General features: G+C 52.5%; 30 protein-coding genes. 10 read left to right on the top strand and 20 right to left on the bottom strand.

The annotated features are described in order from the left end of the window. Window positions 1-80 precede the first annotated feature (80 nt). The 9 genes from K3G63_RS04695 to K3G63_RS23020 all read right to left on the bottom strand — a co-directional run bounded on the left by K3G63_RS04695 (window position 81) and on the right by K3G63_RS23020 (window position 5990). Window positions 81-1010 (bottom strand): phage tail tube protein, encoded by a 930-nt coding sequence (locus K3G63_RS04695; RefSeq protein ID WP_220612914.1) that lies wholly within the window; start codon window positions 1008-1010, stop codon window positions 81-83. A gap of 9 nt (window positions 1011-1019) precedes the next feature. Continuing rightward, window positions 1020-1427: a phage tail terminator-like protein gene (locus tag K3G63_RS04690; RefSeq protein ID WP_220612913.1), complete on the bottom strand. Its 408-nt coding sequence runs from the start codon at window positions 1425-1427 to the stop codon at window positions 1020-1022. Next, window positions 1424-1807 (bottom strand): hypothetical protein, encoded by a 384-nt coding sequence (locus K3G63_RS04685; protein ID WP_220612912.1) that lies wholly within the window; start codon window positions 1805-1807, stop codon window positions 1424-1426. The genes K3G63_RS04690 and K3G63_RS04685 overlap by 4 nt, the downstream gene beginning before the upstream one ends. Further along, window positions 1804-2148: a hypothetical protein gene (locus K3G63_RS04680; RefSeq protein ID WP_220612911.1), complete on the bottom strand. Its 345-nt coding sequence runs from the start codon at window positions 2146-2148 to the stop codon at window positions 1804-1806. Before K3G63_RS04680 ends, K3G63_RS04685 begins: the two co-directional genes overlap by 4 nt. After that, window positions 2145-2624 (bottom strand): DnaT-like ssDNA-binding protein, encoded by a 480-nt coding sequence (locus K3G63_RS04675; protein WP_220612910.1) that lies wholly within the window; start codon window positions 2622-2624, stop codon window positions 2145-2147. The genes K3G63_RS04680 and K3G63_RS04675 overlap by 4 nt, the downstream gene beginning before the upstream one ends. 2 nt (window positions 2625-2626) lie before the next feature. Beyond that, window positions 2627-2953, bottom strand: coding sequence for an E3 binding domain-containing protein (locus K3G63_RS04670; RefSeq protein ID WP_220612909.1), 327 nt, complete (start codon window positions 2951-2953; stop codon window positions 2627-2629). A 55-nt stretch (window positions 2954-3008) separates the two neighbouring features. Beyond that, the gene (locus K3G63_RS04665; RefSeq protein WP_220612908.1) at window positions 3009-4121 is read right to left on the bottom strand and encodes a major capsid protein; all 1113 of its coding nucleotides are present in this window, start codon (window positions 4119-4121) and stop codon (window positions 3009-3011) included. A gap of 63 nt (window positions 4122-4184) precedes the next feature. Continuing rightward, window positions 4185-4943 carry a hypothetical protein gene (locus tag K3G63_RS04660; RefSeq protein ID WP_220612907.1) on the bottom strand — a complete coding sequence of 253 codons (759 nt, stop codon included), beginning with the start codon at window positions 4941-4943 and terminating at the stop codon, window positions 4185-4187. A gap of 15 nt (window positions 4944-4958) precedes the next feature. Then, a complete protein-coding gene (locus tag K3G63_RS23020; RefSeq protein WP_220612906.1) occupies window positions 4959-5990 on the bottom strand; it encodes a phage minor head protein in 1032 nt (343 codons plus the stop codon). A gap of 99 nt (window positions 5991-6089) precedes the next feature. On the opposite strand from K3G63_RS23020, the gene K3G63_RS04650 reads away from it, so the two are divergent. Further along, window positions 6090-6251 carry a hypothetical protein gene (locus K3G63_RS04650; RefSeq protein WP_220612905.1) on the top strand — a complete coding sequence of 54 codons (162 nt, stop codon included), beginning with the start codon at window positions 6090-6092 and terminating at the stop codon, window positions 6249-6251. 27 nt (window positions 6252-6278) lie between these two features. On the opposite strand, the gene K3G63_RS04645 is transcribed toward K3G63_RS04650, so the two are convergent. The 5 genes from K3G63_RS04645 to K3G63_RS04625 are packed head-to-tail and all read right to left on the bottom strand — an operon-like array spanning window position 6279 to window position 11269. Next, entirely contained in the window at window positions 6279-7670 is a 1392-nt protein-coding gene (locus K3G63_RS04645; protein WP_220612904.1) for a DUF4055 domain-containing protein, read from the bottom strand. After that, window positions 7670-8908 (bottom strand): SGNH/GDSL hydrolase family protein, encoded by a 1239-nt coding sequence (locus K3G63_RS04640; RefSeq protein ID WP_220612903.1) that lies wholly within the window; start codon window positions 8906-8908, stop codon window positions 7670-7672. The genes K3G63_RS04645 and K3G63_RS04640 overlap by 1 nt, the downstream gene beginning before the upstream one ends. Further along, on the bottom strand, window positions 8908-9219 hold the full coding sequence (locus tag K3G63_RS04635) for a hypothetical protein (protein ID WP_220612902.1): 312 nt from the start codon (window positions 9217-9219) through the stop codon (window positions 8908-8910). Before K3G63_RS04635 ends, K3G63_RS04640 begins: the two co-directional genes overlap by 1 nt. 60 nt (window positions 9220-9279) lie before the next feature. After that, window positions 9280-10578: a terminase large subunit gene (locus tag K3G63_RS04630; protein ID WP_259404266.1), complete on the bottom strand. Its 1299-nt coding sequence runs from the start codon at window positions 10576-10578 to the stop codon at window positions 9280-9282. Next, the gene (locus K3G63_RS04625) at window positions 10562-11269 is read right to left on the bottom strand and encodes a terminase small subunit (protein ID WP_220612901.1); all 708 of its coding nucleotides are present in this window, start codon (window positions 11267-11269) and stop codon (window positions 10562-10564) included. Before K3G63_RS04625 ends, K3G63_RS04630 begins: the two co-directional genes overlap by 17 nt. Window positions 11270-11535: 266 nt before the next feature. Here K3G63_RS04625 and K3G63_RS04620 point away from each other — a divergent pair, with 266 nt between their 5' ends. Further along, window positions 11536-13296 (top strand): hypothetical protein, encoded by a 1761-nt coding sequence (locus tag K3G63_RS04620; protein ID WP_220612900.1) that lies wholly within the window; start codon window positions 11536-11538, stop codon window positions 13294-13296. Between the two features lie 27 nt (window positions 13297-13323). On the opposite strand, the gene K3G63_RS04615 is transcribed toward K3G63_RS04620, so the two are convergent. Beyond that, window positions 13324-13539, bottom strand: coding sequence for a hypothetical protein (locus K3G63_RS04615; RefSeq protein ID WP_220612899.1), 216 nt, complete (start codon window positions 13537-13539; stop codon window positions 13324-13326). Window positions 13540-13676: 137 nt separating this feature from the next. Here K3G63_RS04615 and K3G63_RS04610 point away from each other — a divergent pair, with 137 nt between their 5' ends. Continuing rightward, window positions 13677-14186 (top strand): hypothetical protein, encoded by a 510-nt coding sequence (locus tag K3G63_RS04610; RefSeq protein ID WP_220612898.1) that lies wholly within the window; start codon window positions 13677-13679, stop codon window positions 14184-14186. A 151-nt stretch (window positions 14187-14337) separates the two neighbouring features. Here K3G63_RS04610 and K3G63_RS04605 read toward each other — a convergent pair whose 3' ends face one another. Both K3G63_RS04605 and K3G63_RS04600 read right to left on the bottom strand, forming a co-directional pair. Further along, complete coding sequence (locus tag K3G63_RS04605) at window positions 14338-14574, bottom strand: hypothetical protein (RefSeq protein ID WP_220612897.1); 237 nt, start codon at window positions 14572-14574, stop codon at window positions 14338-14340. A 330-nt stretch (window positions 14575-14904) separates the two neighbouring features. Then, the gene (locus K3G63_RS04600) at window positions 14905-15723 is read right to left on the bottom strand and encodes a hypothetical protein (RefSeq protein WP_220612896.1); all 819 of its coding nucleotides are present in this window, start codon (window positions 15721-15723) and stop codon (window positions 14905-14907) included. Window positions 15724-16246: 523 nt separating this feature from the next. Here K3G63_RS04600 and K3G63_RS04595 point away from each other — a divergent pair. The 7 genes from K3G63_RS04595 to K3G63_RS04565 all read left to right on the top strand — a co-directional run bounded on the left by K3G63_RS04595 (window position 16247) and on the right by K3G63_RS04565 (window position 22328). Then, on the top strand, window positions 16247-18433 hold the full coding sequence (locus tag K3G63_RS04595) for a VapE domain-containing protein (RefSeq protein WP_220612895.1): 2187 nt from the start codon (window positions 16247-16249) through the stop codon (window positions 18431-18433). 107 nt (window positions 18434-18540) lie between these two features. Next, window positions 18541-19428, top strand: coding sequence for an AAA family ATPase (locus tag K3G63_RS04590; protein WP_220612894.1), 888 nt, complete (start codon window positions 18541-18543; stop codon window positions 19426-19428). Between the two features lie 13 nt (window positions 19429-19441). Then, the gene (locus K3G63_RS04585; RefSeq protein WP_220612893.1) at window positions 19442-19897 is read left to right on the top strand and encodes a hypothetical protein; all 456 of its coding nucleotides are present in this window, start codon (window positions 19442-19444) and stop codon (window positions 19895-19897) included. Window positions 19898-19919: 22 nt separating this feature from the next. Beyond that, a complete protein-coding gene (locus K3G63_RS04580; RefSeq protein ID WP_220612892.1) occupies window positions 19920-20993 on the top strand; it encodes an ATP-dependent RecD-like DNA helicase in 1074 nt (357 codons plus the stop codon). Continuing rightward, window positions 20990-21187 carry a DNA-binding transcriptional regulator gene (locus K3G63_RS04575; RefSeq protein ID WP_220612891.1) on the top strand — a complete coding sequence of 66 codons (198 nt, stop codon included), beginning with the start codon at window positions 20990-20992 and terminating at the stop codon, window positions 21185-21187. Before K3G63_RS04580 ends, K3G63_RS04575 begins: the two co-directional genes overlap by 4 nt. Continuing rightward, entirely contained in the window at window positions 21180-21647 is a 468-nt protein-coding gene (locus K3G63_RS04570) for a hypothetical protein (protein WP_220612890.1), read from the top strand. The genes K3G63_RS04575 and K3G63_RS04570 overlap by 8 nt, the downstream gene beginning before the upstream one ends. A 336-nt stretch (window positions 21648-21983) precedes the next feature. Continuing rightward, on the top strand, window positions 21984-22328 hold the full coding sequence (locus K3G63_RS04565) for a hypothetical protein (RefSeq protein ID WP_220612889.1): 345 nt from the start codon (window positions 21984-21986) through the stop codon (window positions 22326-22328). A 16-nt stretch (window positions 22329-22344) separates the two neighbouring features. On the opposite strand, the gene K3G63_RS04560 is transcribed toward K3G63_RS04565, so the two are convergent. The 3 genes from K3G63_RS04560 to K3G63_RS04550 form a co-directional block, all read right to left on the bottom strand. Continuing rightward, on the bottom strand, window positions 22345-22860 hold the full coding sequence (locus K3G63_RS04560) for a hypothetical protein (RefSeq protein WP_220612888.1): 516 nt from the start codon (window positions 22858-22860) through the stop codon (window positions 22345-22347). Between the two features lie 2 nt (window positions 22861-22862). Next, the gene (locus K3G63_RS04555) at window positions 22863-23141 is read right to left on the bottom strand and encodes a helix-turn-helix domain-containing protein (RefSeq protein WP_259404263.1); all 279 of its coding nucleotides are present in this window, start codon (window positions 23139-23141) and stop codon (window positions 22863-22865) included. Between the two features lie 165 nt (window positions 23142-23306). Continuing rightward, window positions 23307-25037 carry an AlwI family type II restriction endonuclease gene (locus K3G63_RS04550; protein ID WP_220612887.1) on the bottom strand — a complete coding sequence of 577 codons (1731 nt, stop codon included), beginning with the start codon at window positions 25035-25037 and terminating at the stop codon, window positions 23307-23309. Window positions 25038-25039 lie beyond the last annotated feature (2 nt).

The raw sequence follows: 25039 nt of genomic DNA, 5'->3' as shown, positions 1-25039 counted from the left end.
AGTTTGCCTTTCGGGTTAAGGGCGGCGCTTCCCGACCCGATCAGGAAGCGCCATAGCATAGGCTTCGGGTCGCCATTTGGTTAAGGGGTGGCGTCGATGCGGGTAATGATCAGCGAAGCGCCATCAGTCGTGTCGTAATTGGCCGTGAACGCCGTGTTCAGCATTACGTCCTCGTTGTTGCCCGGCGTATTTTTGGCCGTGTTGGCCAGCTTGACGCGGGACATGACGAATTCATAGGTGCCGTCCGTGTCGTTGCCGATCGTCAGTTTCAGGTCGACATAGCCGTCCGCGCGTTGCAGGTCGCGCAGGGCTTTGGTGCGGAAATATGTCGTCAACTCCCCGCCGAAGTCAAACTTGCCTTTGCGCATGCCGTCTAGATATGGCGAGAACAGCTGCTCACGGCCTTGCATATTATTGGTTCCGGAAATCGTCAAGGCCATGAGGTAGCCGACGACAGCCCCGTTGATCATCAGCTCACCACTGGCCTCGGCACTCGAAAACACTGAAGTCTGCGGCGGCTCGGCATAGGTGGAACCCGTGATCGGCGCTGTATTGGCCTGCATTTCACTGGCCATAACGCCGAACGAGCCGGTCATCAGGCTGCGCGGGCTGATGCTGAGGTTAAACGTGTTGATCTGGCAGTTTTTGAACAACTCGTAATCGAACACGCCACCGCCCATGTTGTCGGTTCGCTCATAGGCGAAATACTTGTCTAGGGTGCCGGGCTTGAGCGTGTCGGTTGCCCAGTTGTTGCACATGAATGCCGCCAACAGGTCATCAAAGCTTTCATAGGACATCTCGAACGGGAAATCGCCGCCCGCTTCTCGCGAGGTCAAGCGCATGTCGGAGTTCTGACGATCAGAGCGGATCTCGTTGCTGGTGGTGTAGCCGGATTGCTCACTTAGACCACCGCCCGTCAGGCGGAGTTTCTTGAAGGCTGGATTGGCAGGAACGGCACCGTAAGCAGATTGCATCACATAGGCGTGGCGGGTCAGGGAACTGTCGGTCATGCTTTACTCCTAAGCGTAAGTGTCGTATTCAAATTCAGTTTTAATGTTGATATGATACCAGCCCGTCGAGCCGTTGCCAACCTCATTTAAGCGCACATCTTGGAAAGCAATGCCCGCCACGCGCCCAATACGCTGGAAAATCGGGTTGACCTGATCGGCTAGCTGCATGGCCTTGATCTTGCCGTTACCAGCCGGGGTGAAAATCTGCACCGTTACCAGCCCCTCACGGCGAAAAGCATTGCTACCTGGCGCGCCTACCGTAGCCTGATAGCCCAGGGCGTGCTGCACGATTAAGCGGACCCACGGTTCGCCGTTGGGAATGTCGAAAGGCACGTCATCATATGCGGCTGGCGTGCGCTTGTTCCACTCAGCTTCGAAATGTCTGTTGATAGCGGCGGCGGCGGTTTCGTAGTTCACTTTGCCCCCCGTTTGGCCGCAGCTTCCGCCTGGCGCTTGGATAGCATGACGCCGAGTTCCACAAAATTCGCGGGAGCCTGTGTCGAAGATCCTTCATTCAGCTTCTCGATGTAGGGAAGGCCGTTGGAGACATACAGCATCTTTTCCTTGCCGGTGATCTGGGCGTCGTCATAAGACTGTGGCGTGGTGCTTTCGCTCGTGCTCAGGTCGGGCGTCTCGGCGCTCAGGTTCCAGTTGGCGCGGGCGGTTCCTTCATCGACCGGTGTGGCCTGGCTGACATTGCCAGCAACACGCAAAGCGGTTTCACGCATCAAACCGGCCTGCACGTTATAAACCTTGGCCTTCATAGCGGCGGCGATCTGGTCCTCGACGGATTTCATCGCCGCACCTGCACCTTGCTCAAAATCAGCGTGTCGCCCGGCTGGACGGCCTCGACATTCACAATAGCATACTGGTCGGCACCATCAACGATAATTTCCTTGCCATCAACCGCGTCCGCAATCAGGCAGCGCTTGTCGCCTTGCTTGATCACGGTACCGTCGATGTCCTTGGCTTTGTAGCTGGTAAAGACGGCCCGCACTGTGCGCGTCGTGTCCGTGGCATCGGTCATAGTATTAGTCAGCGGATCATATGCCCCGAGCTGCTTGTTCAACAGGGTAATGTCACGGCCTTTTTCGGCAATCTGATTGAGAGCCAGTTGCGTGAAGCGGTCATAATTCATCTGCGCACCACCGGCACATTCAGGCCGCTGAACGATAGGAGCGGGGCTAGGTAGCCAGTCACAGCCGGGCGGATCGTTGGGCGCTTAGCTGCCTCGAAATACTCGACTTCCAGCACGTCAACCTTTTCGCGCTTGACCTGCGGTTCGCTAGTGATGTTCGGGGTCAAACTTCCGGCCATCGCATCAAGCGCCAGTTCAGCCGCGGCCTTTCTCAGCGCCTCCGGGATGGTTTCGCTATCATAAGCTAGGGTATAGCGCGGCCAGGAGAGAACAGTGTTAAGGGCAACGGTACCGATAAACCGTTGGCCGTAAACCTGCTCGATGTAATCCGTGGCCCGGATTATGGCAGCTTGCTTTGCTGCATCGTTGCCGGTCCAAGAGGCATTGCCGCGAAGGGAGTGGTAGGCGTCAGCGTATTCCACGCTGATCAGCGCGTTAGCCTCGTCACCATTCAAACCCGTCGCGGCAATGAACATGTTTACTGCTGGCCTTCAGCGATGGCTTTTTCAACGTCGGCTTTGGTGATGCCGCCATTTGAGCCAGTCCCTGTGACCGTGTTCAGGTCAATGCCGTTTTCTTCGGCCAGTTTCTTTGCGGCAGCCGAGGCATTCACCGGATCATCAGATTCGTCGTCGGCAGCTTCAGTAGCGCCAGCAGCCGGTCCGTCAGCAGTAGATGCTTTCTGCTTTACCACCTGGGGTGTGGTACCGTCCGCCAGAGTACAAGCGGGCTTACCGCCGACTTTGGTGTCGTAGGGGTTGTGCTCGGTGTTGCTGTCCGAAGGCTCATAAACATCGTTGGGCATAGTGTGAACTCCTTGTGAAATGAAAAGAGCCACCGTAAAGCGGCTCCTTGATAGATTAAGCGGCTTTTGCTTTGAAAGCGATAATGCCGACTTCCTTGGCGCTGTACACGCGGTTCCAGTTGGCCGAGGTCGCCAATTCGGCGTTGTTCGGCGTCGGATCGACAGTGGTAGCGTTAACGTTCCAGTTGAAGCCGTTCGGGTGCATGATGTACTTCTTGCGGCTAACCGAATATTCCTGACCGCTGTTAACCAAAGCCTGACGCTCAGCTTCGATTGGCGTTTTTAGGCCGGCTTCCTGATAGGTCACCGCGCCACGCTTGCCCAGGTACAGGGTACCGATCCCGGTACCGGCGTCGTATGGCAGGCCATCATCCACGATAACCGTTTTGTTCAGGTATTGTGGGATTGGTTCGCCTTGTCCAGCCACTGGCAGGAAGGTGATCAAGTTCTGCAACAACAGCTGCAGGTAAAATGCCGAGTGCATAGCCACAGTCACAATTTGATCTGAACGATCACCAAGCTTATTGGAGGCGATGAGGAAGGATTTTGGATTGATTACCGCATCGGCGCCCGCATTGCCCGAGATGTCATAGACGTTTTCAGCAGCAGAAGACGCACCCAGCGCACCCTTAAGCACGTTGATTAGTACAATTTGCTGGCGGGGCAACCAATATTCGGCCCAGAACTCAGCGATATCATCAAGCGGGTCATCTCCGCCCAGGTCAACGGCCATGTCGGTAACGCCATACGATTGACCACGGGCGAATACCGGCGTGCTCTGCGATCCATAGGTGAACTTATTGACAACCAAATCTTTGGTGTCGTTCAGGATTTGCTCAGGATCGTTCGGGCGGTTGCGGAACTTGGCGGTAACGAATTTGCCACCCTTGTCCAATTCATCGCCGAGCTGCAAGCCAACTTCCGGATCGGCTGAATTGCTTACAAAGCCTGAGCGGAAGAAGGCGGAACGGTCGATCAGTTTTTTCTTGATCAGATTATTGAGGGTAACGCCGACAGTGCTGCCGGGAATAATTAAGTCAGCAAGTTTCGTGATGGTCACGAGAGCCTCCAAGAATGAAAAAGGGAACGTGTTTGGAAGCGTCTCGCCTCCGAGATGATGGGCAGCCTCTCGCTGCCCTCTTGCGCTTCTCATCTCGATAGGGCGCATATGCCAATAGTATGGCACAAGTCCAGCTATAAAAAAAGCCCCTTTTTCAGGGGCTCTAAGAAGTTACCTGGCGGCAGGTTTTTCAATCTTCGTCCGGCGTTCAATCTCGGCTTTCGCCAGCGGGTCCTTACCTTCCAAAAGCGCCAGCTCAGTGATTGATTTCTTACTGTAGTCCGTGGCTGTCGAACCGCCCTGACCGCCCGAACCGCCGCCGCTGTTATTCGGGGCCGTGACAAAGTATTTGCCCTCGTCACTCTGGGCATACGCTTTCACTTTATCAGCCACCGGCATGTTATCGATAGTGACGACAACTTCGTCGCCTTCATACTCGACCTTGATCTGATCGCGCAGCATGGCCTTAACGGCCTTTTGGGCGTGTGGCAGCGTGATATTGGCTTCGGTCATGGCCGACATCAGGGCGTTTTCGCTGTACAATCGGTCGGCGCGGGCAGTGGCTTTCTGCAGCTGCTCTTTGGCTTCATTCAATTTACTGTCATACTGCTTGGTCAGGCGTTCGCGCTGTTCGGCTAAGCGCTGATCAACCTTGCCGCCACCTCTGTCGAGCGAAGCCACGATGTCGTCGCCGGTCAAGTCGTCGGGCACGCCAGCAAAACGTTCCTGCAACTCGGCCAGCTTGGTTTCGGCATCCTTTTTCTCTTGCCGCGCTTTTGTCAGGGCGCTCTTGAGCCCTAGCGCGTCGGGATGCTCTTGCAAGCCATCCACGTTCAGGTAAAACTTTCCGTCGCGCTCAGTATAAGCTGCTTTTATGGCCTCATCCAGTACATCATAGCTGGCGCTGTCCAACAGGGCTTTTAATCTCATTCATCACCTTTCGGGTTAGGTTAAATCTTTGGCTTTCAACTGTGCCAGTGTATAGAACTGGCCGGTTTCGTCAATGAACTTCTTGACGGGCTTGCCACTCTCACGATACAGCCGCGCGCGCTTGATGCCCAGGACGTCGTTCTGAAACTCTTTGGACTGGCGCCGCAGGAACGTATCGTAATCCGTACTACCCGGTACCGGCCCGAACTGGCTGGCCCGGTTGCCGTGCTCGTCATCGGCGAAATAGGCAATCACGATACTGCGACAATTCCAGTGGCGCGGGGTCCAGATCACATCGGCATACTGGCGGTAAATGCGGTGATCGTCGCGGATGCAGACCGGGCTGGTTCGGCTGTCCAGCGTCGAAATCTGCTGCCAGGCCCTGATGATGTCGGCGTTGGCCTGGTACACCTCGGCCTTGGCGCGGGACTGCACATGCGCGACGGCGGTGCGCACCACAGCAGTCACGTCACGCTTGGAAGCGTTCAGGGTGCCATCGGTATAACTCGCGGCCTTGGTCCCGCGCAGCCGGCGCACAATCTGCTCTATGGTCTGGTTTTGCGTGATGCCGATATTGATGGCGTCCTGGATCCGATTCAGGTCGGCCATCTGGTTATTGCGCACCCATGCTTTGAGCAATCGGCCCTCGAACGGCTGTGTGGTAACAATAGCTTTCAGTTGAGCATTGGCCGGCACACCGGACAGTGTGACGCCGACGTTCTCATGCAGTCGCACCTGAAAATCTGCTTCGTACTGCGAGAAATCGACCAGTTCACCCGATAGCTGGGCCTCAATGACCGCGTACACCTGGGCGCGTTTGATCGTCAAGTCTCCCAGGAGCCGCTGCAGGCGCTTAGTTTCCGCGGCCGACAGCGTATAACCGCGCTGCTCGATCTTGACCAACCGGGCGGCAATCAGCTCGGCCAGGTCATCATTGGACTTGTCCAGCAGGGCCAGAATATCGCGCAGGACGCCGGTTTTGTAGCGTTCCAGATAGATCGAATGGCGCAACTGCGCGTCAAGAATTTGCTCGTTAATCGTGGGCACTTATGTACACCTACTACCTTTATGGCCTGAGCGGGAGGAATGGGATAAGCCCGTATCTTCACGATAGCACGTAATTATAAATTGCTCAACAGCAGACCCATGCCAACTCCATCTGAAAATGCCGCTATTGAAAAGTATGTAGGCCTAAAAATGCAAATGCAGTTCAATCCCGAAAACACGGACGAAAAAGTAAAGGAGGCTGCTCTCAACACTTTTTCTGCCGCTGAAATCGAGATATTAAAAAAGCTAGGCTGGCTATAGAGCTTATCAACAAACCTAAGGTTTCTATCAAGCCTCGGAGGGTGGTAGGACAATAGGCCCGGCCTCGACAACCTTTTCCTGGTCTTCCTCATAGTTGAAGTCGTCGGGCACGATCTCGGCGTAAGCCAGCAGGCCGCCGAACACGTCTTTTGAGAATGCCGATTGCTGCACCAGTGACCACGCTTTAGCCAGGTCGTCAAAGGTGACATTCCATGGCACGAGGTCTTTGTTCAGCTCAACCAGAATGTCTTTGGTCTCATAGCCCATCCAGTCGGCGGCAAAGGTCACCGCCTTAGTCAGCTGACGGCTAACCACGCCTACCAGTGCGGCCAGGACGCTGTTTTCCCCGCCGCGCCGGATGCTGGCGGTCTCGGCAGTCTCGGCCTGCTTCTTCTCCGGTGCCACCATACGCGCCCCAAGCGCCGCCATATGCTGTTCCTTGCGGTCCATGGCCTTTTCTATCGAGGAAAAGCCTTCCGAGCCGACTTGCAGGAATTCAACCGTAGCCCCCATGTCAGGGATGACAAGTGCGGTGCTGGTCCCTAGGGCAATTGGGCCAGCATTGTCCGGCTGCTGATAGCCAATGATCACCGCCGTGGGCAGGCCGGAGATATGCACGCCATTTTCGAGGTCGGCGCTGTTGCGGTAATGGGCGATATTGACATCGACCAGATCCTCGATCGGGGGAGGGCCAACCTCGATAGTTGGCTTGTCGGCCGAGATAGGGTAGAAGGGGATTTCCATTATAGGCCCGCCGTTTTTTAGCGGCGTAACCCGTGAATACTCAACCCAGCTTTTGCCCACTGCTTCCCGCCAAACGATCTGTTCATACTGGCCGCTGTTCATCGACAGTTGACGGATTTGCACCTTAAGCTTGCCGTCATCATCCGCATAGCTTTCCTGCAGAAAGACGTTTTTCAGCCGATACGCGCCATTGATGCGGGCGCGCTCCCAGTTGATGATGCTTTCGGCCTTGTAGAGTGTCAAGTAAGGACGAAGTTGCAGGGCAGCAGCTTGGGCGGCGGTGAGAGGTCCCGTCGATACTTCCATATCGACCAGCACGCCAGGGCGGGAGCGCAGGGTTTCGCGGATACAGTCGGCGGCGAGATCGTCTAGGCTTTCATCGGTCAGGGTGATGTCATCGCGCCATCCCAAAATAGCTTCCGGACCCTTAAGTGTCAGAGGCTTGCGCATGGCCATGCCGACATAGCCTTCCACCGTGCGCCCGGTAGCATTGAAAAAACTGGCTCGTTCCAGATAAGCGTCGTTGCTCTCCTTCTCGTGGCCGATCAGCTCCGGCAGGTACAGCTTGCCGCGTGCCTTGATTGCCCGTTGCCCGGCAATGGCATCACCGCATTTCTGCCAGACGGGCAAATAATCGAGGTAATCAGGATGCTTCAGGGAAGGGTCGAGGGTCATCAGTAAATCACCAGTTGCTCATTCAGCAGTTCGATGCTGCCCGCCAAGGGGCCACCCGTCGTGTTGGCCTCGATATTAAAACGGCCCTCAACATAGGTAGCTGCAGGAATGGCCATCGCTGGGGTGCGTAGCAGCAGCGTGCGACCTTTCGCACGCATGAATTCAAGCATGAGGTCTAGCCCCATGGGGTCAGACGTGCCTGCCCGGTCATTGCCAATGGACAGGGAACCAACAGATGTCTGCAATTCTGCGCTTAACGTGCGCCAGATGCCGCTTCCGATACCGGCATTCAAGATGTCAAGTTCGACCTCGTAATAGGCGTACTTGCCGGTTTCGCCCGATGATGTCAGGCGCTGAATGCATCGGAAGTTATCGGTAGCCGATCCGCCTGCAGGGAAGTCGAAATCCATCCGCTGACCGCCTCGGCTGGTCTTACTGAAGACGCGGCCAGCCGTTCCTGTTGGCGCACTCCCAAGCGACAGATGGTTCGCAGCGAGACTACCTGTACACCCACTAAGCGAACCGCCGCTGCCAGCGAAATTCGTGTTCACAAAGCGGTTGTTGGGGTCAAGTCTAAATTCACGTACGCCGTAAATGGGGGTGAAGATGTCATAGAGCGTGCGCATAATAAGGTTAGCGCCCGCGGCATTCTGATGCAGATCGTCCAGCGTTAGGCCGACTTTGGCCTGGCGATCAACTGGATCAACCCACAGTGAATAAGCGTCAGCATAGCGCACAACCGGGCTGGCCAGTTGCTTAAGTGCAGCATTGACAATCTCGGTATTGTCTTTGGCGGTGACGATTTCGCTGGCTGTGAATCCCGCCGCCACAAAGCTGGCATCACGACGGGGCAGGTGAGAAATGATCGTTACTTTTTTGCCGACAGCGGTGATTGCGGCCACGATTGCCGTAACGTTGTCGATGGTGGTTTGCGCCGGGAGTTTGCCTGCGCGGTCATTCGCGCCGAGTAACACGATAACCTCTTGGGCCGAGCAATTGACGACTTCCGACACACGGGCAAGCGCTTGGGCGCTGCTGTTTCCGGATACCCCAAAGTTGAGCGAGTGATTGAAAATGTACCGCTGGCCGGTAACCATGTTTAACTGAACCAGCCAGCCATTCCCCTCAAAGCGATTGGCAGCAGCAGTATTCTGCGCTGTCTGGCTGTCGCCAAAAATCGCAATCCCTACAGGCTCATAGATATTGGGTCGGGAGCCTTTGAAAGGAACTTTGAGCATTAGTTGGTGTCCTTTAGCCAGACCTTGAGGTTGGGCGACGTTGCCCCGCTCAAAACGGCCCGCAGGCGGATGCCACCCGTTCCGAATTCAAGGTTGCGCATCGATTGGGCGGTGATGTTGACCACGTTGCCGGCCTGATCGGGAATGTCGAACCACGTTACATCGTCGGGCGAGGCTTGGAATTTCAATGTGCCGCCGCCGAAGGTGCCGGCGACGAACAGCGTGCCGAGGTAGCTTTGAAAGCGCGGCACCTCGCCGACATAGCCCATATCCGTGTTGCCGTTGCCGGTGATGTTGAACGTATCAGGCATATGTCGCTCCTTGTTGTTGCCCGACAGTATGCCACAGCCCCAGACTGCGCGCAAGCCGGATTACTTGCCGAGCGTAACGCGCTGGATGCCACGGCCGCGGATGGGGTAAAGCTTGGTGATGCAGTAGCCCGCCCCATCGTTCGGATGGTCGAAGCCTGATTTCTTGTCGGGTTCGCCTTTGTCGTCCCAGACCTGACGTTCCAGTGACTTCGTATAGACCGGGCACTTAGCCGTGTTGACTAGGTAGCGCCGTTCTCCATAGGTGTTACAGAACATGGCGTTCATGCTGTTGATGCGGTCTTTCACCGACGGGTTTGCGGCATCGACTATGACGGTGTAGCCCGCTTTCCGCAGTAAAGCAATGTCGGTGGCGCTGGCGTTGGTGCTCTTGCGGTTGTCGCCCGAAGCATCCGGGTAGATGATAATGCGATGGCCCGGAAAGGTCGCGTCAATTTTCTCGATCAGCGCCGGGGTGTCGAAGATGTTGACCAACTCCATAAGAGCCATTGGCTTACCGTCGCGGATGACATGGACGATGCCGGCCATCTTGCTGACGTTGAAATCCGCGCCGATGTGCAGATCTTCACCGGGATTGATTAACGCCGTGGTGTTGTTCAGGCGACGGTCGAAGCAGTAGTAAATAACGCCCTGGTAATTCTCAAAGCTGGCCTCGTATTCCTGCCGAAACGTGCGCAGGTCCAGATTTCGCCGGGCGGCTTCGATTTCCTCGGCCGGCACGTTGCCGCCGTCGAGCGAGGTGTACAGCCAGCTTTTGTGGTCCGGCTCCTTACCCTGCCCGTCTTGATACGTGTCGTAACAGTGGTTAAATCCTTTGGGCGTACCGATCCGCAAGGCATGACCTCCGACGCGCTGCACGCCGTTGACGACGTACTTACAGGTCGAGAGCATGGGGCGCAGCACCTCTTGCCATGCCTCATAGGGGCAGTCGGCCCATTCGTCAATCAACACGAAGAACAGGCCCGAGCCGCGCAGGTTGTCATAGGTGTCAAGGCCGACAATGCGGATGACGTGGCCAGTGATCAGCGTGATGGAACATTCGGTTTCGTTGGGCTTACCTGTGCGCCAGTTGGCGGGGATAGCCTGCTTGAGCCGGCGCCAGAACACCCGCTTGGCCTGCTTGAACGTCGGGGCCGCATACCAGATCTCATCTTCAACGCTGACGTTCCACTGCATGGCCAGCCGGGCGGCGCGGCGCATTTCGGCCTTGCCGAGGAATGTTTTCCCAAATCGGCGTCCGCAGACTGCATCACGAAAACGGGCCGATACCTGCCAGCCCCAAACAAATATGTTGGCCTGTTTAGGGGTGAGCGCGACCGGGCCGTTAGAGGATTGGTGCATCAGGCACGTCCTCGTCGGGCTGCAACGTGTATTCCTGTTGTGGAATAACATCAGCGGCAGCAGGCGGTGGCGCAGGCTTCTCGGTGAACATGCCCAGGTGACGCGCCACGTTTTCCAGCGCCTTAATCTGGCTGTTTAGCTTCACTTCCATGCCGTCGCGGCTCTGCTTGATACCGGCATACAGCGCCTTAGCTGGGCCGCTGAGCTTGCGCGTGTCGCCCAAGTGGACATCCTCGCGGCCTTCACCGCGGCAATCGGGACATTTCGGGTGCGGGTCCAGCGTATGATCGAACCCAAATCCCCCAGCGTTGACAGGTATAGGCTTATTTTCCTGTATGGCGTTTTCCTCAGCACGGCGAAACTCCTTTTCGGTCCACTGATACTCATGGTCCTTGCCATAGCAGAAGCGGCAGCAGACCCGGCGCAGCTGAATGATTTCGTTGGGGTCCACCGTGGCAATCTCCCAAAAGCGTTTCAGCACCATATCGGCGGTTATCTCGGTACGCTGTGACCGTTCCTTGACCAACTGCTGAATGTATTCCTGAATTTCAGGTTTACTCAGGTTTTCATTCCCAATAGAATAGGCCGTCCGCGCCGAATAGCCCGCTTCCTTAGCGGCTCGCGTTGCATTCAGGTCGATGATGTATTCTTCGCAGAAGCGTTGCTGCTTGAGATTGAGCTTTGAGGCCATGCACCCAGCTTATCCTAGCGGCATGTCGTTGGTCAAGATAGTTTGCCCGTTTGCCTCTATTTCTCGGTGTCCTACAACCGCCACTGGCCGGCATCTCGATAAAGGCTTGGTATGCTAGGTTGACGGGCGCAACCCCCAGAATAGACGGCGTGGCATAGGGTGATTATGCACTATGCAGGGACACGTCGTCAATAGGTCAATCTAGTACTTGCCGAGTAAGGTTTAATCAATAGATTGCGAGGCAACGGGCTTAGAAAATCTATCATATGCGCCAATATCTGCTTGTAACGTTTGACCAGATCTATGACGAGCCCATTAGACCAAAGGAAGAGTATTTAGCAGGAATAGACCGGCCGACCCTACTTCAAATAGCAAATTATCTGCTTAACATCCAGCAGCTTGAAGATTTTCGGAAAACCTTCCCCCGTGTATTCGGACATCACAACCGAGAAGAGGCCGAGCGTATTTATCGAAAACTCGAACAGATAGAGCGCCAAACTAATGCGCTTGTCAGCATAGCCGCTCCAGAATCTGCCCTCAAGATTTTTCAGTTAATCTTTCCGCGTCCCGACGAGCCCGCGACACAGTCAGAAGTTGAAATAGAACAAAATCTATTTCGGCTTTTCTTTGCTGTCAATGACGAGGTAGTCAACGCTGAAAATACATCGCTAGACAATGCTCCTGAATTGCCGGGGGTTGATCGCTTTGCCCGACTGGCCCTGCTCAATAGTCATTCTCGGTTCGATATAAATCAAGAAGGGATCGAAAAGCTCATGATCAGCCAGATGGCTAAGTCGATACAGCTTTTTACTTTCTTGCAGGAACGGGAAAAGTATCACGATTTACTTGCTGCATTCCTGAAAAACATGGAGTGCGAAACATGGCAGGAATACAGCCGGCGTATTTTCAGCTTGATCAAGATCATTTGGGATCAAACCAAGAGCAATTCGACAGGTACTATCGTAGTTCAGGAAGAGGATGATCGAAGGTTTCTTGATCATTTCATACTAGCTGACGGGGCCAATTTGATTACCGACGACTATTTCTCGGTTCGTGAAACCCCTTTGTTTAAGCTAAATGAAAGGGAGTATGTTGTGGTCTATCCCCGTTTCGTGGTTGAGATGCTGCACAAAGGGCTTTACTGGCGTATTAAAAAACTGAACGATGCGTCTGGTAGGGCCTTATTGAAAGGAGAAGAATGGGGCACGCTCTATAAAAAGGAGTTCTCCGAGGAATACATGCTCAATCCAATTATGGATGCCATTTACAAAAAGCGCGGCATTGCAATAAGCGGTAAAGAGATGGAGGACAGTGGCATATTAGCTGACGATGGTGGCGTTGAACCTGATTATTATTTTCGGGAGACCAAGCGCGTCATTATCCTAGAGTCAAAAGACGTTGATATCAATAAGGTATTTAAGAAGGGTGATAACTTCAGCGGCTTCGTAGATGAGTTAGGGAGTAAATTCTTCCGGCGCAGTACCGATCCCGTTACTGACCGGCTCAGCAAAACCGCGGTGTTGCAATTGTTGCGTAACATCCAGCGCGTTTTGTCGGGAAACGCCGCGTATGATAAAATTGCGCAGCCAAACCACCTAATTATCTACCCCATCTTGCTTGTACACAATTCTGTTTACAACATGCCAGGTCTGAACGCTTTAGTAGACTCTTGGCTGCAGCAGGAACTGATCCGACTACGCGCCAAGGGTTTGATCGCGCAACACGGTCGCGTGCGCCCCATCACCATCATTGATATTGATACGCTGATTACTTATCAGGATCATCTTATTGCAAACAAGAAACTTCGGCTGTTGGACCTTTTGGAACAGTACTATTTATACGGTAAGGGTCGTGAACGGGGCTCGAACCCTAAAAACCAGCAAGATTTGATAGCACGGGTGATGAAAGGTACCAAACCGTTTGCGCAATTCTTGGAGGGTTATGCCAGCTCGAAGGGAATAGCCCCAGTCTCGGACACACAGGTTGGAATAGTCAGGAACTACTTATTGGCCAACGGAGGAAAATAACTCATCAACTATGGGCTGACATATCGTTCAGTTTTTCAATGCTAGCTTCGGGAAAATGGGCAGCTGCTTGCCGGCCTCGTGCTGGTCGGTAGCCTGAAACAGCGTTTTCAAAAAATGCTGGTTGCTCGACGTATCATTTGGGTTGCGGCGGGCTTCGGCTGCCTCCAGGTGCGCGGCGATAGGGGTATAGTCTAGGCCGGTGATAGCTTGGCGGTTTTTGGTCCAATTGGTAGCGATGGTCATGCATACCCTTTCTGCGGGCGTTGATTAGAAGCTTCGACCGTATGCAGCAGAACCGGCGCTGTCAATAATAATATGAAATAGTTGTGAAGTATTATGAATATTTATATATTAGAAATACCAACTTAATTTAAACTCCTATGGCAGAGATACCTGAAAACATTAAAGCGGAAATCCGCAAAAACGTCGATTGGATTTGGACAGAGGCTGGCGATGCAGCTCCCGCAAGCTTAAAAGCTTGGCTGGTACCAATTCCTGTAGGCGGAGGCATAACTTCAGTTAGAGGGCCGCTTGGACCCAGGACATGCGGCAACTATGCAGTATTATGGGCCTTAGCAGGTGATAGAAAGAAGGCCTTAGAATGGCTTAATGTATGCCAATCTCATAATGAATCTGTTAAAGCGCAATTCAATCAATATTCCGAATACACGGTTGACTATGCAAAAAGCCAACATGAGAAAGATGCCGTCACTCAGTTAGGGATACTTACTGCCGGAATGAGCTTCCCAGTACCTTTGCATTACATCACTGGGGTGCTAAATGCATTAAAAGGTCACAACCCAGATCGAAACCCCGCGCATCTACAGCCTCCTAAAGTAATAAAGACCAGTGATGAACGTGCAACTGGCGGGGGGAGACTCGGTAAATGACAAGCTGTATGTACGCAGAACGACTAAATAGAACCTAAAAAGATGACGCAGTGATAACGATAACAAAAAAGCCCCGCGCTGGTGAAAGCGGTGGGGCTTTTATTGGAGGGCGGCGCCGAGCTTACGCTCCTCGCCATTTGTTGCAGTGAAACTAAGAAGGGCAGACTAAATCGAACGCGCCCAGGTAAGCGTCTGGAATCCCTAATTTCACGAGAAAAGCATGAACTGTCGTCACAAGCAAGCCGATATTGATGAAGTTAAAATGTGCCATAATTTTCAGGGTTAGTTTTACGATTAGTACGGCGATGACCCCCTTGAGGTAGCCGATGACAATGATGTTTGCTAAAACAACCAAGAAAGAGATAACGGTCCATTTTTGAGGCATCAAGAGAGACCACAAGGATGGGTTCCACTGCAACAAGCAGATCTTTGATAGTACCGATTGTACCATCTACAATACAAATATACAAAAATAATTTGAGAAAAGAAAGGATATGTCAGAAATAGTTTTATGGAAAGGTTGCTGAATACTAGCAAAACTGCCTAAAGACCAAATATTTTTGTACCTTCGTAAAACAGAAAGGCCGCCACGCTTTCGCGTAACGGCCAGTCTGGCGGGCGGAATGGTTTTGGAGGCCATTCCCTCTCGTTCGGTAACACCTCAGGTCAGGATTGGTGTCCTGTCCTGCTGCACAGCATTTGCTACTAAAAAGTTGCCCTAGTCGGCAGTCGTTGGAGCGACTGCCGATTTTTCTTTTACTACATTCTGCTCCAGCATCCGCAGCAGGCCGGAATATTCTTCTTTCAGTATCTTAAAAAGGTTTTTGCTTACGAAGTCGTTTTCGGTTCCGGCTAGCGTTAAGCCAAGATCTTGCAAGCGTTCATGCAACTTCTGGCGGTACTTGTCCCGCAGTAACACGGTGGTTTCTGTTTCGTCTAGCTCGTAGAAGTGGGGGAGGGCGCTCAACATGATCTTGTAGTTCCCGCGTAATGCCGCGACGCCCACCAAATCGCTTTTACGACCATCCTTGAGCCCATCGGCCACAAGCTTGTTTTCAAATTCCTTGTCAGGTAACAACTGGTGAACCCCCTCAGCTACTTCATCGGTAAGTAGGAAAGTATCCCGTTCAGTTATAACCCGAACGATTGCATCACGCAGCTCACCCCGGACAAACACTGAGTTCTTCTTGCGCCGTGGCTTTTCATGTTCAGTGTCATTCTGCTTTCTTTTTGCAAAGAAATCCTTGATACTGTCCTGAAACTCGTTGGTCGTAGCAAGCTTAGCTTCCAATCCAGGGTATATCGTCCGAAGGGCTTCAAGTGCCGCCCCTACCTGATGCATTGCCTCCTGGATATTGCCAATTTCCTCCCGGTGGCGTTCAACCTCCCGTTCGTGGCGGGCGTATTCTTCATCTTCGTCGCGTTTCAATTCATCAAAACGACGTAAGATATCCGCGAACACAACACTACGCGCCAACGCCGCCTGATCAACAGGAGCTTGTTCGGATGGGTTGAGGTGTTGTCCTTCGCTGTTCATGTTCCAAAGGTACGGGGGTTGATTGTTATCACGCAAGCAATCTCTAAAATAAATCTCTGCCATGCGGATATGGTGCCGATTGGTGATGTCCGTAACGCAATCGGATAAAATAATGTTACGCTAACCCCGGCCTGGGAGTAAGCATTGATAGGCCTGTTATCCGATGGGCTCACGCTTGGCATGAGCCTGCTCTGGTACAGATCATTCTATGCCTTCCAATGACTTAATCACAGATTGTACCAGCGTATCCACCCAAAGTTACCCGAACGAAACCCGAATCTCTGTTGAGAGTAGGGTGTATCGTCTTTTTTATATATTATATTATTATATAGTAGTGGTACAAGTAGGGGTATCCCCCTGTTTCTATTGAAAAGATCTGTACCGAACCTGTACCGAGACTGTACCGGAAACCATAGTTTTCGTCCGAAAAAGCTTAATTCCGTCCAGTTAAAAACATCTTGCAAATGCTTTTTAGTGGGGTATGGTAGTGGTGTTCAACACCAAAAGACCAGAGTGCCCTTACATGAAAGATTTTACGGGAGAGTTTTACGACTTTCTAAAAGAAGCTGGTATCGAGCCAGTTGGCAGCACGGAAATTATAGCCGACGATAAGAAGCATCGCTACTCCACCACGACCAAACATAAGCAAAGCGCAGTATATCAACTAGCCGTAGATGGCGATTACGCCTATGGCTGGGCATTGGATTATCGCGACGGGGTGTTACACAAGTTCACGAGCGCTAACAAGCGGCGTATGACGGCCGACGAGCGAGAAGCGCACAAGGCGCGGGTAGCGCTGGCGAAGGCACGAGCCGACGAGCGGCGGCTTATGGAGAAGCAGAACGCCCAGCGGATGGCCGAGCAGATATGGGCGCGAGCGGATGCCTCCGCACTGCCTACTGATTATGAGACTCGAAAGCGGATTGGACGCTACGGGGCGCGTGTTCTGCATGGCAAGCTTCTGGTAGTCCCGGTCCTTAACACTGACGATGATATCGTCGCGGTGCAGATAATTGGTCCGGATGGCAAGAAGCGCTTCAACACCAGTGCCGACAAGGCCGGACACTGGTTTAGGTTTGGGGATTTGCCGGCGTGGGGAGAAGATTTATACTTGTGCGAGGGCTACGCCACCGGGGCCAGCATTCATGAGGCAACACAAAAAACGGTTATCTGCGCATTTGACGCCGGTAATCTGTTGAATGTGGCACAAAAGCTTGGTAAGAAATACAACATAGTTGTTTGCGCGGACGATGATCAGGAAACCCTAATCCGTGGCAAACATGTGAATATCGGTCTTCTACGGGCGCAGGAAGCCGCCGATGCAGTGAATGGGCGGGTTTGCGCCCCGCCTGGCAAAGGTGTTGAACACCCCGCCCGTTCACGTGATTTCAATGACATTCATGTTGAAGAAGGGCTGGACGCCGTTCGCGCCGCCCTGGGTATTGTAAGCCAAGCAGTTGAAGTGCCACCTGATCCCCAGGATACTTCGTGGCAACTACAGATCATGCGCGGAAAGAACGACCGTCCTATCCCGAATAGCCTCATCAACCTTGAATTGTATCTGGAGAACCATCCGGACATCAACACAATCTTTGCCTACAACGAGTTTTCCTTGCGGGTAATCGTGCATAAATGCCCACCGTGGGAGCTGTCACGCAACTTTCAGGTGCATGACCTAAATGCCAACGATATGACACGGTTTCTAATCTGGTGCGAACATCAAGGACTGAAGCCCTCTAAGGAAGCAGCATGGGATATGGTGGTGGCACGCGCCAATAACAATGCATTCCATCCGGCCAGAGCCTACTTTGATAGCCTGACGTGGGATGGAAAGCCTAGACTGGAACATGTCCTGACTGAAATCTACCACTGCGAGGATGACCCGCGATACTTGCGATTTGCTTTTCGGAAATGGCTGATCGGGGCAGCCAAGCGGATTTATGAACCGGGCTGCAAGTTCGATACCATGCTGATCCTGGAAGGGCCTCAGAACATCGGTAAGTCACGGTCTCTGCTTAACCTATGCACCTTCAATGGCAGCTCATACTTTGCTGATAACGTCAAGGATATCCAGAACAAGGACACCATTATGACGATGCAGGGTAAGCTCATCATCGAGTTTGCGGAGCTGGCAGCATGGCGAAATGCGGAAACCAACGACTTGAAGGCATTCGTATCCCGACAGGTGGACATGTACCGCCCGCCCTATGAGCGGACAGTTTCGGAGATACCCAGGCAGTGCGTATTTGCGGGCACGACCAACCCCACGGGCGGGTACTTCCGCGATGTGACGGGAAACCGCCGCTTCTGGCCGGTTTATTCCAACAGAATCAACCACGATCTGCTCAACGATTGGAAGGAACAGCTTTGGGCGGAGGCCGTTCACCTGTACAAAACAGGCGAACAGGTTTGGCTGAATGATGCCGAGTATGCTCTGGCTACCGAGGTGCAACAAAGCCGCATGCAGGAAGATGCCTGGCTGGACGACATCCAGGAGCATTTAAAAGATTATGATTATCCAGGCGCGTTCGTAGCTAATGGGGATTTGTACGGCGCAGTAGGGGTGGAGAAGAACCGCAAGGACGAATACACGCTCAAGCGCATCCAGAAAATTATGACTTCGCTGGGCTGGACGGAAACCCGTGGTAGCGTTGGCAAGACCCGGCCCAGAGGATGGAAATCAGGCAAAAAATACTTTAGCGATTTTTGATTTTTCTGCTTGACATGTTTAAACAGGGCGTTTAAACATGTAGATGCAATCAAGCAAAACCGAAAGCGGAGCCGGTCATATGCTCCCAAAGAAAAGGAGAGTGGCGAATGGCCACCAAATCCAAACTAAAAGCAGTATCGCCGAAAAAAGCGGAACCGAAAAAACCGAAGATCCTCATTTACGGCAAGCCTGGTGTCGGTAAGACATGGGCGTCTCTCGATTTCCCGTCCTGCTATTACATCGACACGGAAGGCGGGGCCAATCTTGATCATTACACGGATAAGCTGCTGGCTTCTGGCGGTCTGTACATGGGGCCGGAACAGGGCTCGCTCGACTTTGACACCGTGATTGAGCAGGTTCAGGCGCTGGCGACTGAGGAACACGATTTCAAGACGCTGGTTATCGACTCAATTTCCAAGCTGTTCAACACGGCGATTGCGGTGGAGGCCGAGCGTCTAGGTGATAAGAATGCTTTCGGTGCGGACAAGAAGCCTGCCGTGGCTAACATGCGCCGACTGATCAACTGGCTGACGCGACTTGACATGAACGTGATCTTGATCAGTCACGAGAAACCGGAATGGGGCCTTAATGCTAAGGGGGAGCGCGTCGAGATTGGCGCCACCTTCGATGCGTGGGACAAGCTGGAATACGAACTGGACTTATGCCTGCACATCCTCAAGGCGGGCAATGGTCGAGTGGCACGCATCCGCAAGTCCCGCATTGTTGGCTTTAAGGACAGCGATGCTTTTCCGTGGTCCTATGCGGAATTCGCCAAGCTATACGGTAAGGACGTGATGGAGAAAAAAGCGGAAACGATCGAGCTGGCCACCCCCGAACAACTGGCCGAGATCAAGAAGCTACTGACCACCGTCAAGTTGCCGGAGGGACAAGAAGAAAAATGGCTCAGCAAGGCCCAGGTCGAGGGATGGGAAGAAATGTCTACCGACCGCATTGCCGCCGCCATTGAGCACATCAAGACAACCTTTCTAACCTAGTGGAGCATTGAAAATGAAGTTTACCCCCAAATCCGATAAGGAACTCAACGAAGATCGTTTGCTGCCGGTCGGTGAATACGATTTTACCATCAGCAAAGGTCAAGACACAGTAAGCAAAAAAGGCAACGAGATGATTGAGTTGCTGATCCGCGTGTTCAAACCGGACGGCACTTTCATCCTTGTCACCGACTATCTGATGGAGTCTATGCTATACAAAGTCAGCCATGCCGCTCAGGCATGTGGTTTGGCCGATAAATACAACGCCGGTAATCTTCTCGGCGACGATTTTGAGGGCAAATCCGGACGCTTAAAACTTGGCATCCAGGTCGATAAAGAAGGCAATTATCCTGACCGCAATGTAGTCAAGGATTACATTGTTGATAAGGATCACGCCACTTCTCTCAAGGCCCAAGCGCCCGTGTCAAAAGTCAGTGCTTTGGCTGATCTCGATGACGAGATTCCTTTCTAATTTTTAATTCGGAGCCTATGCAATGGACTTGTCACTTGACCAAGAAAAAGCCTACCAAGCCATCCGGAATTGGTACCGGTCGAGCGACAAGTTCTTTGTGCTGGCTGGTTACGCCGGCACCGGAAAGACTACGCTGGCCAAACTGATTGCCGAGCGCCTCGGCGCGGATGACGTCGTGTTCTGCGCCTATACCGGCAAAGCGGCCAATGTGCTACGCGAGAAGGGCTGCCAGAACAGCGGCACCATTCACAGTTTCCTCTATCAGTTCATCCGTATGGAAAACGACAAGCCTGTTTTCCGGCTTGATCCAAAGTTTGGCGCGGCCAAGCTGGTCATTGTTGATGAGTACAGCATGCTCAGCGATAAAATCATTGAACATATCAACAACAGCGCGAACCGTGTCCTGTACCTAGGCGACCCATTCCAGTTACCGCCCGTCAACAACCAACAGACGCTGTTGAAGCCGGACCTGTTCATGGAGAGCATTCAGCGCCAAGCGTTGGAAAGCCCGATTTTACGCTATGCCACGAAGGTTCGACAAGGCGATCTGGTCGATTACTGTGACGAAGGCGATTTCAAATACGTTCGCCGCAATACGCTGACACTGGACGAATACATGAACGCCGATCAGTTTATCTGTGGCCGTAACGACACGCGGAAAGACTTTAACAATCGGGCCAGGCGCTACCGGGGATTTACCTCGGCGTTGCCCCAGCGGGGCGATAAGGTGATTATCACCCGCAACAATCCGGCTGCAGGTGTTTTCAACGGCATGATCGACATCGCGGCAGCGGATGCAAATCCTTTTCACGAGGGTAGCAAATATCAGCTGGCCCTATCTGAGGTCGGAACGCTCAACTTCCTAGCCGATCCCGCCCGTTTCGATTTCAGCGTGCATAAGGATCTGAACACGCTGGATTACGCCTACGCCATTACCTGTCATAAATCGCAGGGGTCCGAGTTTGATCACGTCATCGTGTACAATGAGCCGATCGGTAAGGATAATTTGGAAAAGCGTCGCTGGGCTTACACCGCGGCCACCCGGGCCAAGAAAACACTAATTTTAACTGATGCTAGAATAAGGGACTATGCATGACCCAAGACGAATTTACTGCTCTTGTTAAGGAAACTAGACGCCGCACTGGCCTAAGTGGTCCGGTGCTCGGCAGCCGCATCGGCGTGTCGTTTATGACGATCCACCGTTGGGAAAAGGGACGCACCATGCCGAAAGACGATGCAGTTGCCTATTGGGCCGCTGCCTTGCGCGCCGTGGAGCCCGCAAATGTCTAGAGCCATCCTCGGCATAGATCCTGGCATGACGGGCGGCTTGTGCCTGCTGTCAGACGCCGACCGCCTGACGTGGGAAATGCCGGTGTACGAGGTCATCAAGAACGGCGGCAAGCGCAAGAAGATCGACACGCTGGCGCTGCTGCGCATTCTGAAAGAAGCCTCGCCTTCTCACGTCTGGATTGAGCAGGTGAGCGCTCAGCCGAGCAACGGCTCGGCCTCGGCTTTCACTTATGGTTTCGGTGCTGGTGTTATCGAAACCGCAATTGTGGCCTGCGGCATCCCGTTCACCTACGTACTGCCGCAAGTCTGGAAAAAGGCGTTAAGCGTCCCCAAGGATAAGGATGCTGCCCGATTGCGCGCCTCGCAGCTCATGCCTGACCTAGCGCATAACTGGTCGTTGAAACGACAGGACGGTGTGGCTGAGGCGGCGCTGATTGCACTGTACGGAGCGCAACGATGAAGCTGGAAGTTCCACAGCGCCGCCCTAGGGATTGCGCTGGTCGAGAGTTGGCCGACGGATCGGTTCTATACCACGCCGGTATGTGTCTATACGCCCACGGGGATACTGACGAAAACTACAACACGGCTCGTGCCTATGCCAACCGTATGGGTCTGAGCCGAGCCAACGCAGAGATTTTGCGGCAGGATGGCCAAGTGCTGGTCAGACTGACGCGGGATTCCATTTTATAACAGGAGAAAATATGATCCGCGAGACTATCAAAGACATCATCGGCTTGGCCTTTCTAATAGGGATTATCGCTTGCTTCACCCTAGCTATGGTTGCGGCAGGTGTGCGATGACCATCAAGTGGACTCCACGCCTGGACAAAGAACTGCTGGACCTGCACCGGGTGCGGCTGTTCTCATTCACGAACTGCGCTACCATTCTGAGCGCCAACCATGGCTTGATCATTGGCCGCAATGCGTGTATCGGTCGCTATAACCGCATCCGAAAGCGCGAGGCCGGCGAAACGCACGGCTGGACGAATTATGAGATAGGGGAGAGCTTCTTCACGCTGATGGACCGCCAGCGGCTTGACAACTCATACCAATGGGCCAGGAAACGCTATGGCGTGGTTTTTACCATCAAGAAGGCAACGCGCAAAGGGCAATACGGCTTTTCGTGCAAGCGGATCGCCTAAGCGGGTGTGGGGGTTATTATCGGCCCCCTCTGCCTTTTTCACGGTCGCGCTGTTGTTCTTCGCGGCGCTTGTTCATGCGTTCTACGGCTTCTCTTTGCTTATCAATGTTTCCGCCTGGACGCTCGGTTTCGGATGATCTTTGTTGGGCCAATCGGTCGGAATAGCTCTGTTTTTTGATAGATCCTCGATCAGTGTAGCGCACAATCTGTTCGTCGTTGGCATCGCCGGGTATCATACTATCATACGCGGCAAAAAGAGCCTTTTCTTCTCTTTCTTGTTTCCTGACGTCTCGATCAAGGGTCTCGTACCAAGCTTCTTCCATGTCCACCTGCGGCATGGTTGCGGCGCGGTTGTCCCGTACGGCGTCCATCTGAAACTGCCGCTTGCCATCTTCCATGACTTTGCGGGCTTCCGGGCTTTCGACTTTCATCAGCCTTTTTAAAAGCTCGTTTGTCTCCGGACTTTGGGCCATAAAATAGCCCAAGTTGAAATTCAGCTTATAGGCCTCGTCAACTTTGGTTTCGTCTGCCATGGCTAAAAAGTGCCTTTAACGTACTTCTCAATATACGCCAGAATACTTTCCCGGTCGTAGAGTATAATCTTCTTTTCCGGCTGGCTGTAACGGATCGCCCCGGTGTCGCGCAGCTTCTGTAGTGTGGTGGGCGACTTGATCCGCAGCATGCGCATGGCTTCCTGACCGTCAATCCAGCGATCAAGTGCCTTTTCTCCAAACTCGGCGCGAATCTGAGCCACCACCTGTTGCAGGAGGGCTTGAAATGCCTCGTCTTCCAGGGTGATGATCTTCAGGTCCATGGTGGAAGATAGGCAGGGCCAGGGAGCCGCGCAATAGGCTGGTGTGATGTGGCTCGATGTGATGCGATAAAGTTTAACTAATGATTTTTAATAGTTGGAAGTCCTTGTGCAAAAAAAAATGGCAGGCCATAATAGCCTGCCATCCTGAGTAGTTTGATCAACGCATTATGATCTTATAGTCTGCTCAACAATTGTTGTTACAGACTGCTTCCATATGGGCGCTTCTTGGTTAGCCTGTGCTCGACATCTTAGAAGTACAGTTTGAAGAATGCCTGGCATTCGATCTAGCTTGTCTGCTCCATAAGTGAACAATTTAAGAAAGTCATCTAACCTTATCGGCACGATTTGCAAATTGATTTTGCTGTCGTCTTTCTTAAACCAGTCTCCGGTACGGAATGTATGGGCCGTATTACTATCAATATTGACAGCAATAAAAAGTCCATATACAGGCTTGCCTGAAGCACCTTGCTCTTCTGCATATTTGGCAACATGCCTCCTAACTGGCTCTCCCTCCGCAGCCTCTTGTCTAGACGAGTTAGTAAAGGTTACTTCTACTACAAGGATGGCATCCGCAAACTCGAATACTAAATCCGGACCGTTTCCAGGGGCAGTACTAGTTGGAAGAAAATCTTGATCTACTTGAAATCTTCTGGCTTCCCATGGTTTATTTGAGAGAGAATTTATAGCAAGGAAAGCCCTCCAAATAACCCATTCAAAATACGCTGGAGCCTCACCTTTAGGAATTTTTATTCTCTCTCCATTTGGCAGTAAAGCAGAACCATTAATTAGGGCTTCAATCCAGGCTTTAATATCACCAACCTTACTGGCTTGTTCTCGAGAGTAATTTTCTTCTTCAAGCTTATTAAGTTGATCCTCCAGTTCGTGTCTTCTTAATGCTAAGTCTTCACCAGTCTGCAATGCGGCGGCTGTTCCCCCTTTAGAACGGACTCTATTAACCAGGTCGTTTACTACCTTTTCAGCGGCGGTGGCATTGTCCGTTGGTAAGTCCGCCCCGTTCCAAAGATTGACCAAATAGTCTTCATCAGAAAGGGAAACCTCCGCAGATGTATGTATTAGGGATGCTAGCTCCTCCTTGATAGGATTCAATGTGATGCCGCGACCTTTTGCCTTGAATAGGCCGGTGGCCTTCAGGTAGCGCAGCGTACAATCACCATAATCGTCGAGAGTTTGTTCTTCTATAGGAATAGAATCAGCGACCGTCTTATATTCTGCACTATCAAAGGGGCGGACGCTGCCGCTATGCGCTAATCTTCTTCTTCGAAAATCAAGAATATTATCAACAACTCTATCAATACCATCGTCAGGAGACGATGTTATTACGCATAGTGCTGTTTCTTCAAATGATAAATAGTCTCCTTCTGACCGAGCTCTAAGCTCAAATAGCAGATCAATTACGAACTTAAGCGGAGAGAACTGGGTGCAAGTAAATCTATCTTCAATAGGGGAAGGAAGTTTAATGCCTAGAATTGCACGTAGAAATACTTCTTGTTGAGCCGCGATTACCTCGGCGCTTATTAATCTCTGACCACTTGGTGTAATTTCATAAGGACGTCCTGATATACCTGGTATTCGTGCAGATATAGGCGCCAATAAGGGGTCTACATCTCCTGATGCAACTGATCTAGAGAGTTTTTGAGTAATAAATCCCAGCTTGGTTAAAGCTGAGCGCCACTTTCTGCCGAAGTCAGAGAAGTTAGCGCCCGCAACATTGATACGCTTAACATCAGCAACCCCTGCCTCATGTAGCAATACGGCGAAGACGCTCTCTTGCGCTCCTGATAAGTCGCCGTTTAAAGGTGAGGCTTGGAGCGCAATCAAAGCGTCTCTCAAGCGGTATGGTGTTCTAATGGTCGTGTTGCCCAGATGCCAAAGCATAC

It is taken from the genome of Hymenobacter sp. HSC-4F20 (genome assembly GCF_019599275.1).
GTDB lineage: Bacteria > Bacteroidota > Bacteroidia > Cytophagales > Hymenobacteraceae > Hymenobacter.
The sequence above is the reverse complement of the archived record's forward strand: the minus strand, read 5'-3'. Positions and strand labels throughout refer to the sequence as shown.

What these genes read in the sequence shown, in the direction of transcription:
- K3G63_RS04695 (WP_220612914.1), bottom strand. Translation starts at nt 1,010, where the DNA reads ATGACCGACAGTTCCCTGACCCGCCACGCCTATGTGATGCAATCTGCT.
- K3G63_RS04685 (WP_220612912.1), bottom strand. Translation starts at nt 1,807, where the DNA reads ATGAAATCCGTCGAGGACCAGATCGCCGCCGCTATGAAGGCCAAGGTT.
- K3G63_RS04680 (WP_220612911.1), bottom strand. Translation starts at nt 2,148, where the DNA reads ATGAATTATGACCGCTTCACGCAACTGGCTCTCAATCAGATTGCCGAA.
- K3G63_RS04675 (WP_220612910.1), bottom strand. Translation starts at nt 2,624, where the DNA reads ATGTTCATTGCCGCGACGGGTTTGAATGGTGACGAGGCTAACGCGCTG.
- K3G63_RS04670 (WP_220612909.1), bottom strand. Translation starts at nt 2,953, where the DNA reads ATGCCCAACGATGTTTATGAGCCTTCGGACAGCAACACCGAGCACAAC.
- K3G63_RS04665 (WP_220612908.1), bottom strand. Translation starts at nt 4,121, where the DNA reads ATGCGCCCTATCGAGATGAGAAGCGCAAGAGGGCAGCGAGAGGCTGCC.
- K3G63_RS04660 (WP_220612907.1), bottom strand. Translation starts at nt 4,943, where the DNA reads ATGAGATTAAAAGCCCTGTTGGACAGCGCCAGCTATGATGTACTGGAT.
- K3G63_RS04650 (WP_220612905.1), top strand. Translation starts at nt 6,090, where the DNA reads ATGCCAACTCCATCTGAAAATGCCGCTATTGAAAAGTATGTAGGCCTA.
- K3G63_RS04645 (WP_220612904.1), bottom strand. Translation starts at nt 7,670, where the DNA reads ATGACCCTCGACCCTTCCCTGAAGCATCCTGATTACCTCGATTATTTG.
- K3G63_RS04640 (WP_220612903.1), bottom strand. Translation starts at nt 8,908, where the DNA reads ATGCTCAAAGTTCCTTTCAAAGGCTCCCGACCCAATATCTATGAGCCT.
- K3G63_RS04635 (WP_220612902.1), bottom strand. Translation starts at nt 9,219, where the DNA reads ATGCCTGATACGTTCAACATCACCGGCAACGGCAACACGGATATGGGC.
- K3G63_RS04630 (WP_259404266.1), bottom strand. Translation starts at nt 10,578, where the DNA reads ATGCACCAATCCTCTAACGGCCCGGTCGCGCTCACCCCTAAACAGGCC.
- K3G63_RS04625 (WP_220612901.1), bottom strand. Translation starts at nt 11,269, where the DNA reads ATGGCCTCAAAGCTCAATCTCAAGCAGCAACGCTTCTGCGAAGAATAC.
- K3G63_RS04620 (WP_220612900.1), top strand. Translation starts at nt 11,536, where the DNA reads ATGCGCCAATATCTGCTTGTAACGTTTGACCAGATCTATGACGAGCCC.
- K3G63_RS04615 (WP_220612899.1), bottom strand. Translation starts at nt 13,539, where the DNA reads ATGACCATCGCTACCAATTGGACCAAAAACCGCCAAGCTATCACCGGC.
- K3G63_RS04610 (WP_220612898.1), top strand. Translation starts at nt 13,677, where the DNA reads ATGGCAGAGATACCTGAAAACATTAAAGCGGAAATCCGCAAAAACGTC.
- K3G63_RS04600 (WP_220612896.1), bottom strand. Translation starts at nt 15,723, where the DNA reads ATGAACAGCGAAGGACAACACCTCAACCCATCCGAACAAGCTCCTGTT.
- K3G63_RS04595 (WP_220612895.1), top strand. Translation starts at nt 16,247, where the DNA reads ATGAAAGATTTTACGGGAGAGTTTTACGACTTTCTAAAAGAAGCTGGT.
- K3G63_RS04590 (WP_220612894.1), top strand. Translation starts at nt 18,541, where the DNA reads ATGGCCACCAAATCCAAACTAAAAGCAGTATCGCCGAAAAAAGCGGAA.
- K3G63_RS04585 (WP_220612893.1), top strand. Translation starts at nt 19,442, where the DNA reads ATGAAGTTTACCCCCAAATCCGATAAGGAACTCAACGAAGATCGTTTG.
- K3G63_RS04580 (WP_220612892.1), top strand. Translation starts at nt 19,920, where the DNA reads ATGGACTTGTCACTTGACCAAGAAAAAGCCTACCAAGCCATCCGGAAT.
- K3G63_RS04575 (WP_220612891.1), top strand. Translation starts at nt 20,990, where the DNA reads ATGACCCAAGACGAATTTACTGCTCTTGTTAAGGAAACTAGACGCCGC.
- K3G63_RS04570 (WP_220612890.1), top strand. Translation starts at nt 21,180, where the DNA reads ATGTCTAGAGCCATCCTCGGCATAGATCCTGGCATGACGGGCGGCTTG.
- K3G63_RS04565 (WP_220612889.1), top strand. Translation starts at nt 21,984, where the DNA reads ATGACCATCAAGTGGACTCCACGCCTGGACAAAGAACTGCTGGACCTG.
- K3G63_RS04560 (WP_220612888.1), bottom strand. Translation starts at nt 22,860, where the DNA reads ATGGCAGACGAAACCAAAGTTGACGAGGCCTATAAGCTGAATTTCAAC.
- K3G63_RS04555 (WP_259404263.1), bottom strand. Translation starts at nt 23,141, where the DNA reads ATGGACCTGAAGATCATCACCCTGGAAGACGAGGCATTTCAAGCCCTC.
- K3G63_RS04550 (WP_220612887.1), bottom strand. Translation starts at nt 25,037, where the DNA reads ATGCTTTGGCATCTGGGCAACACGACCATTAGAACACCATACCGCTTG.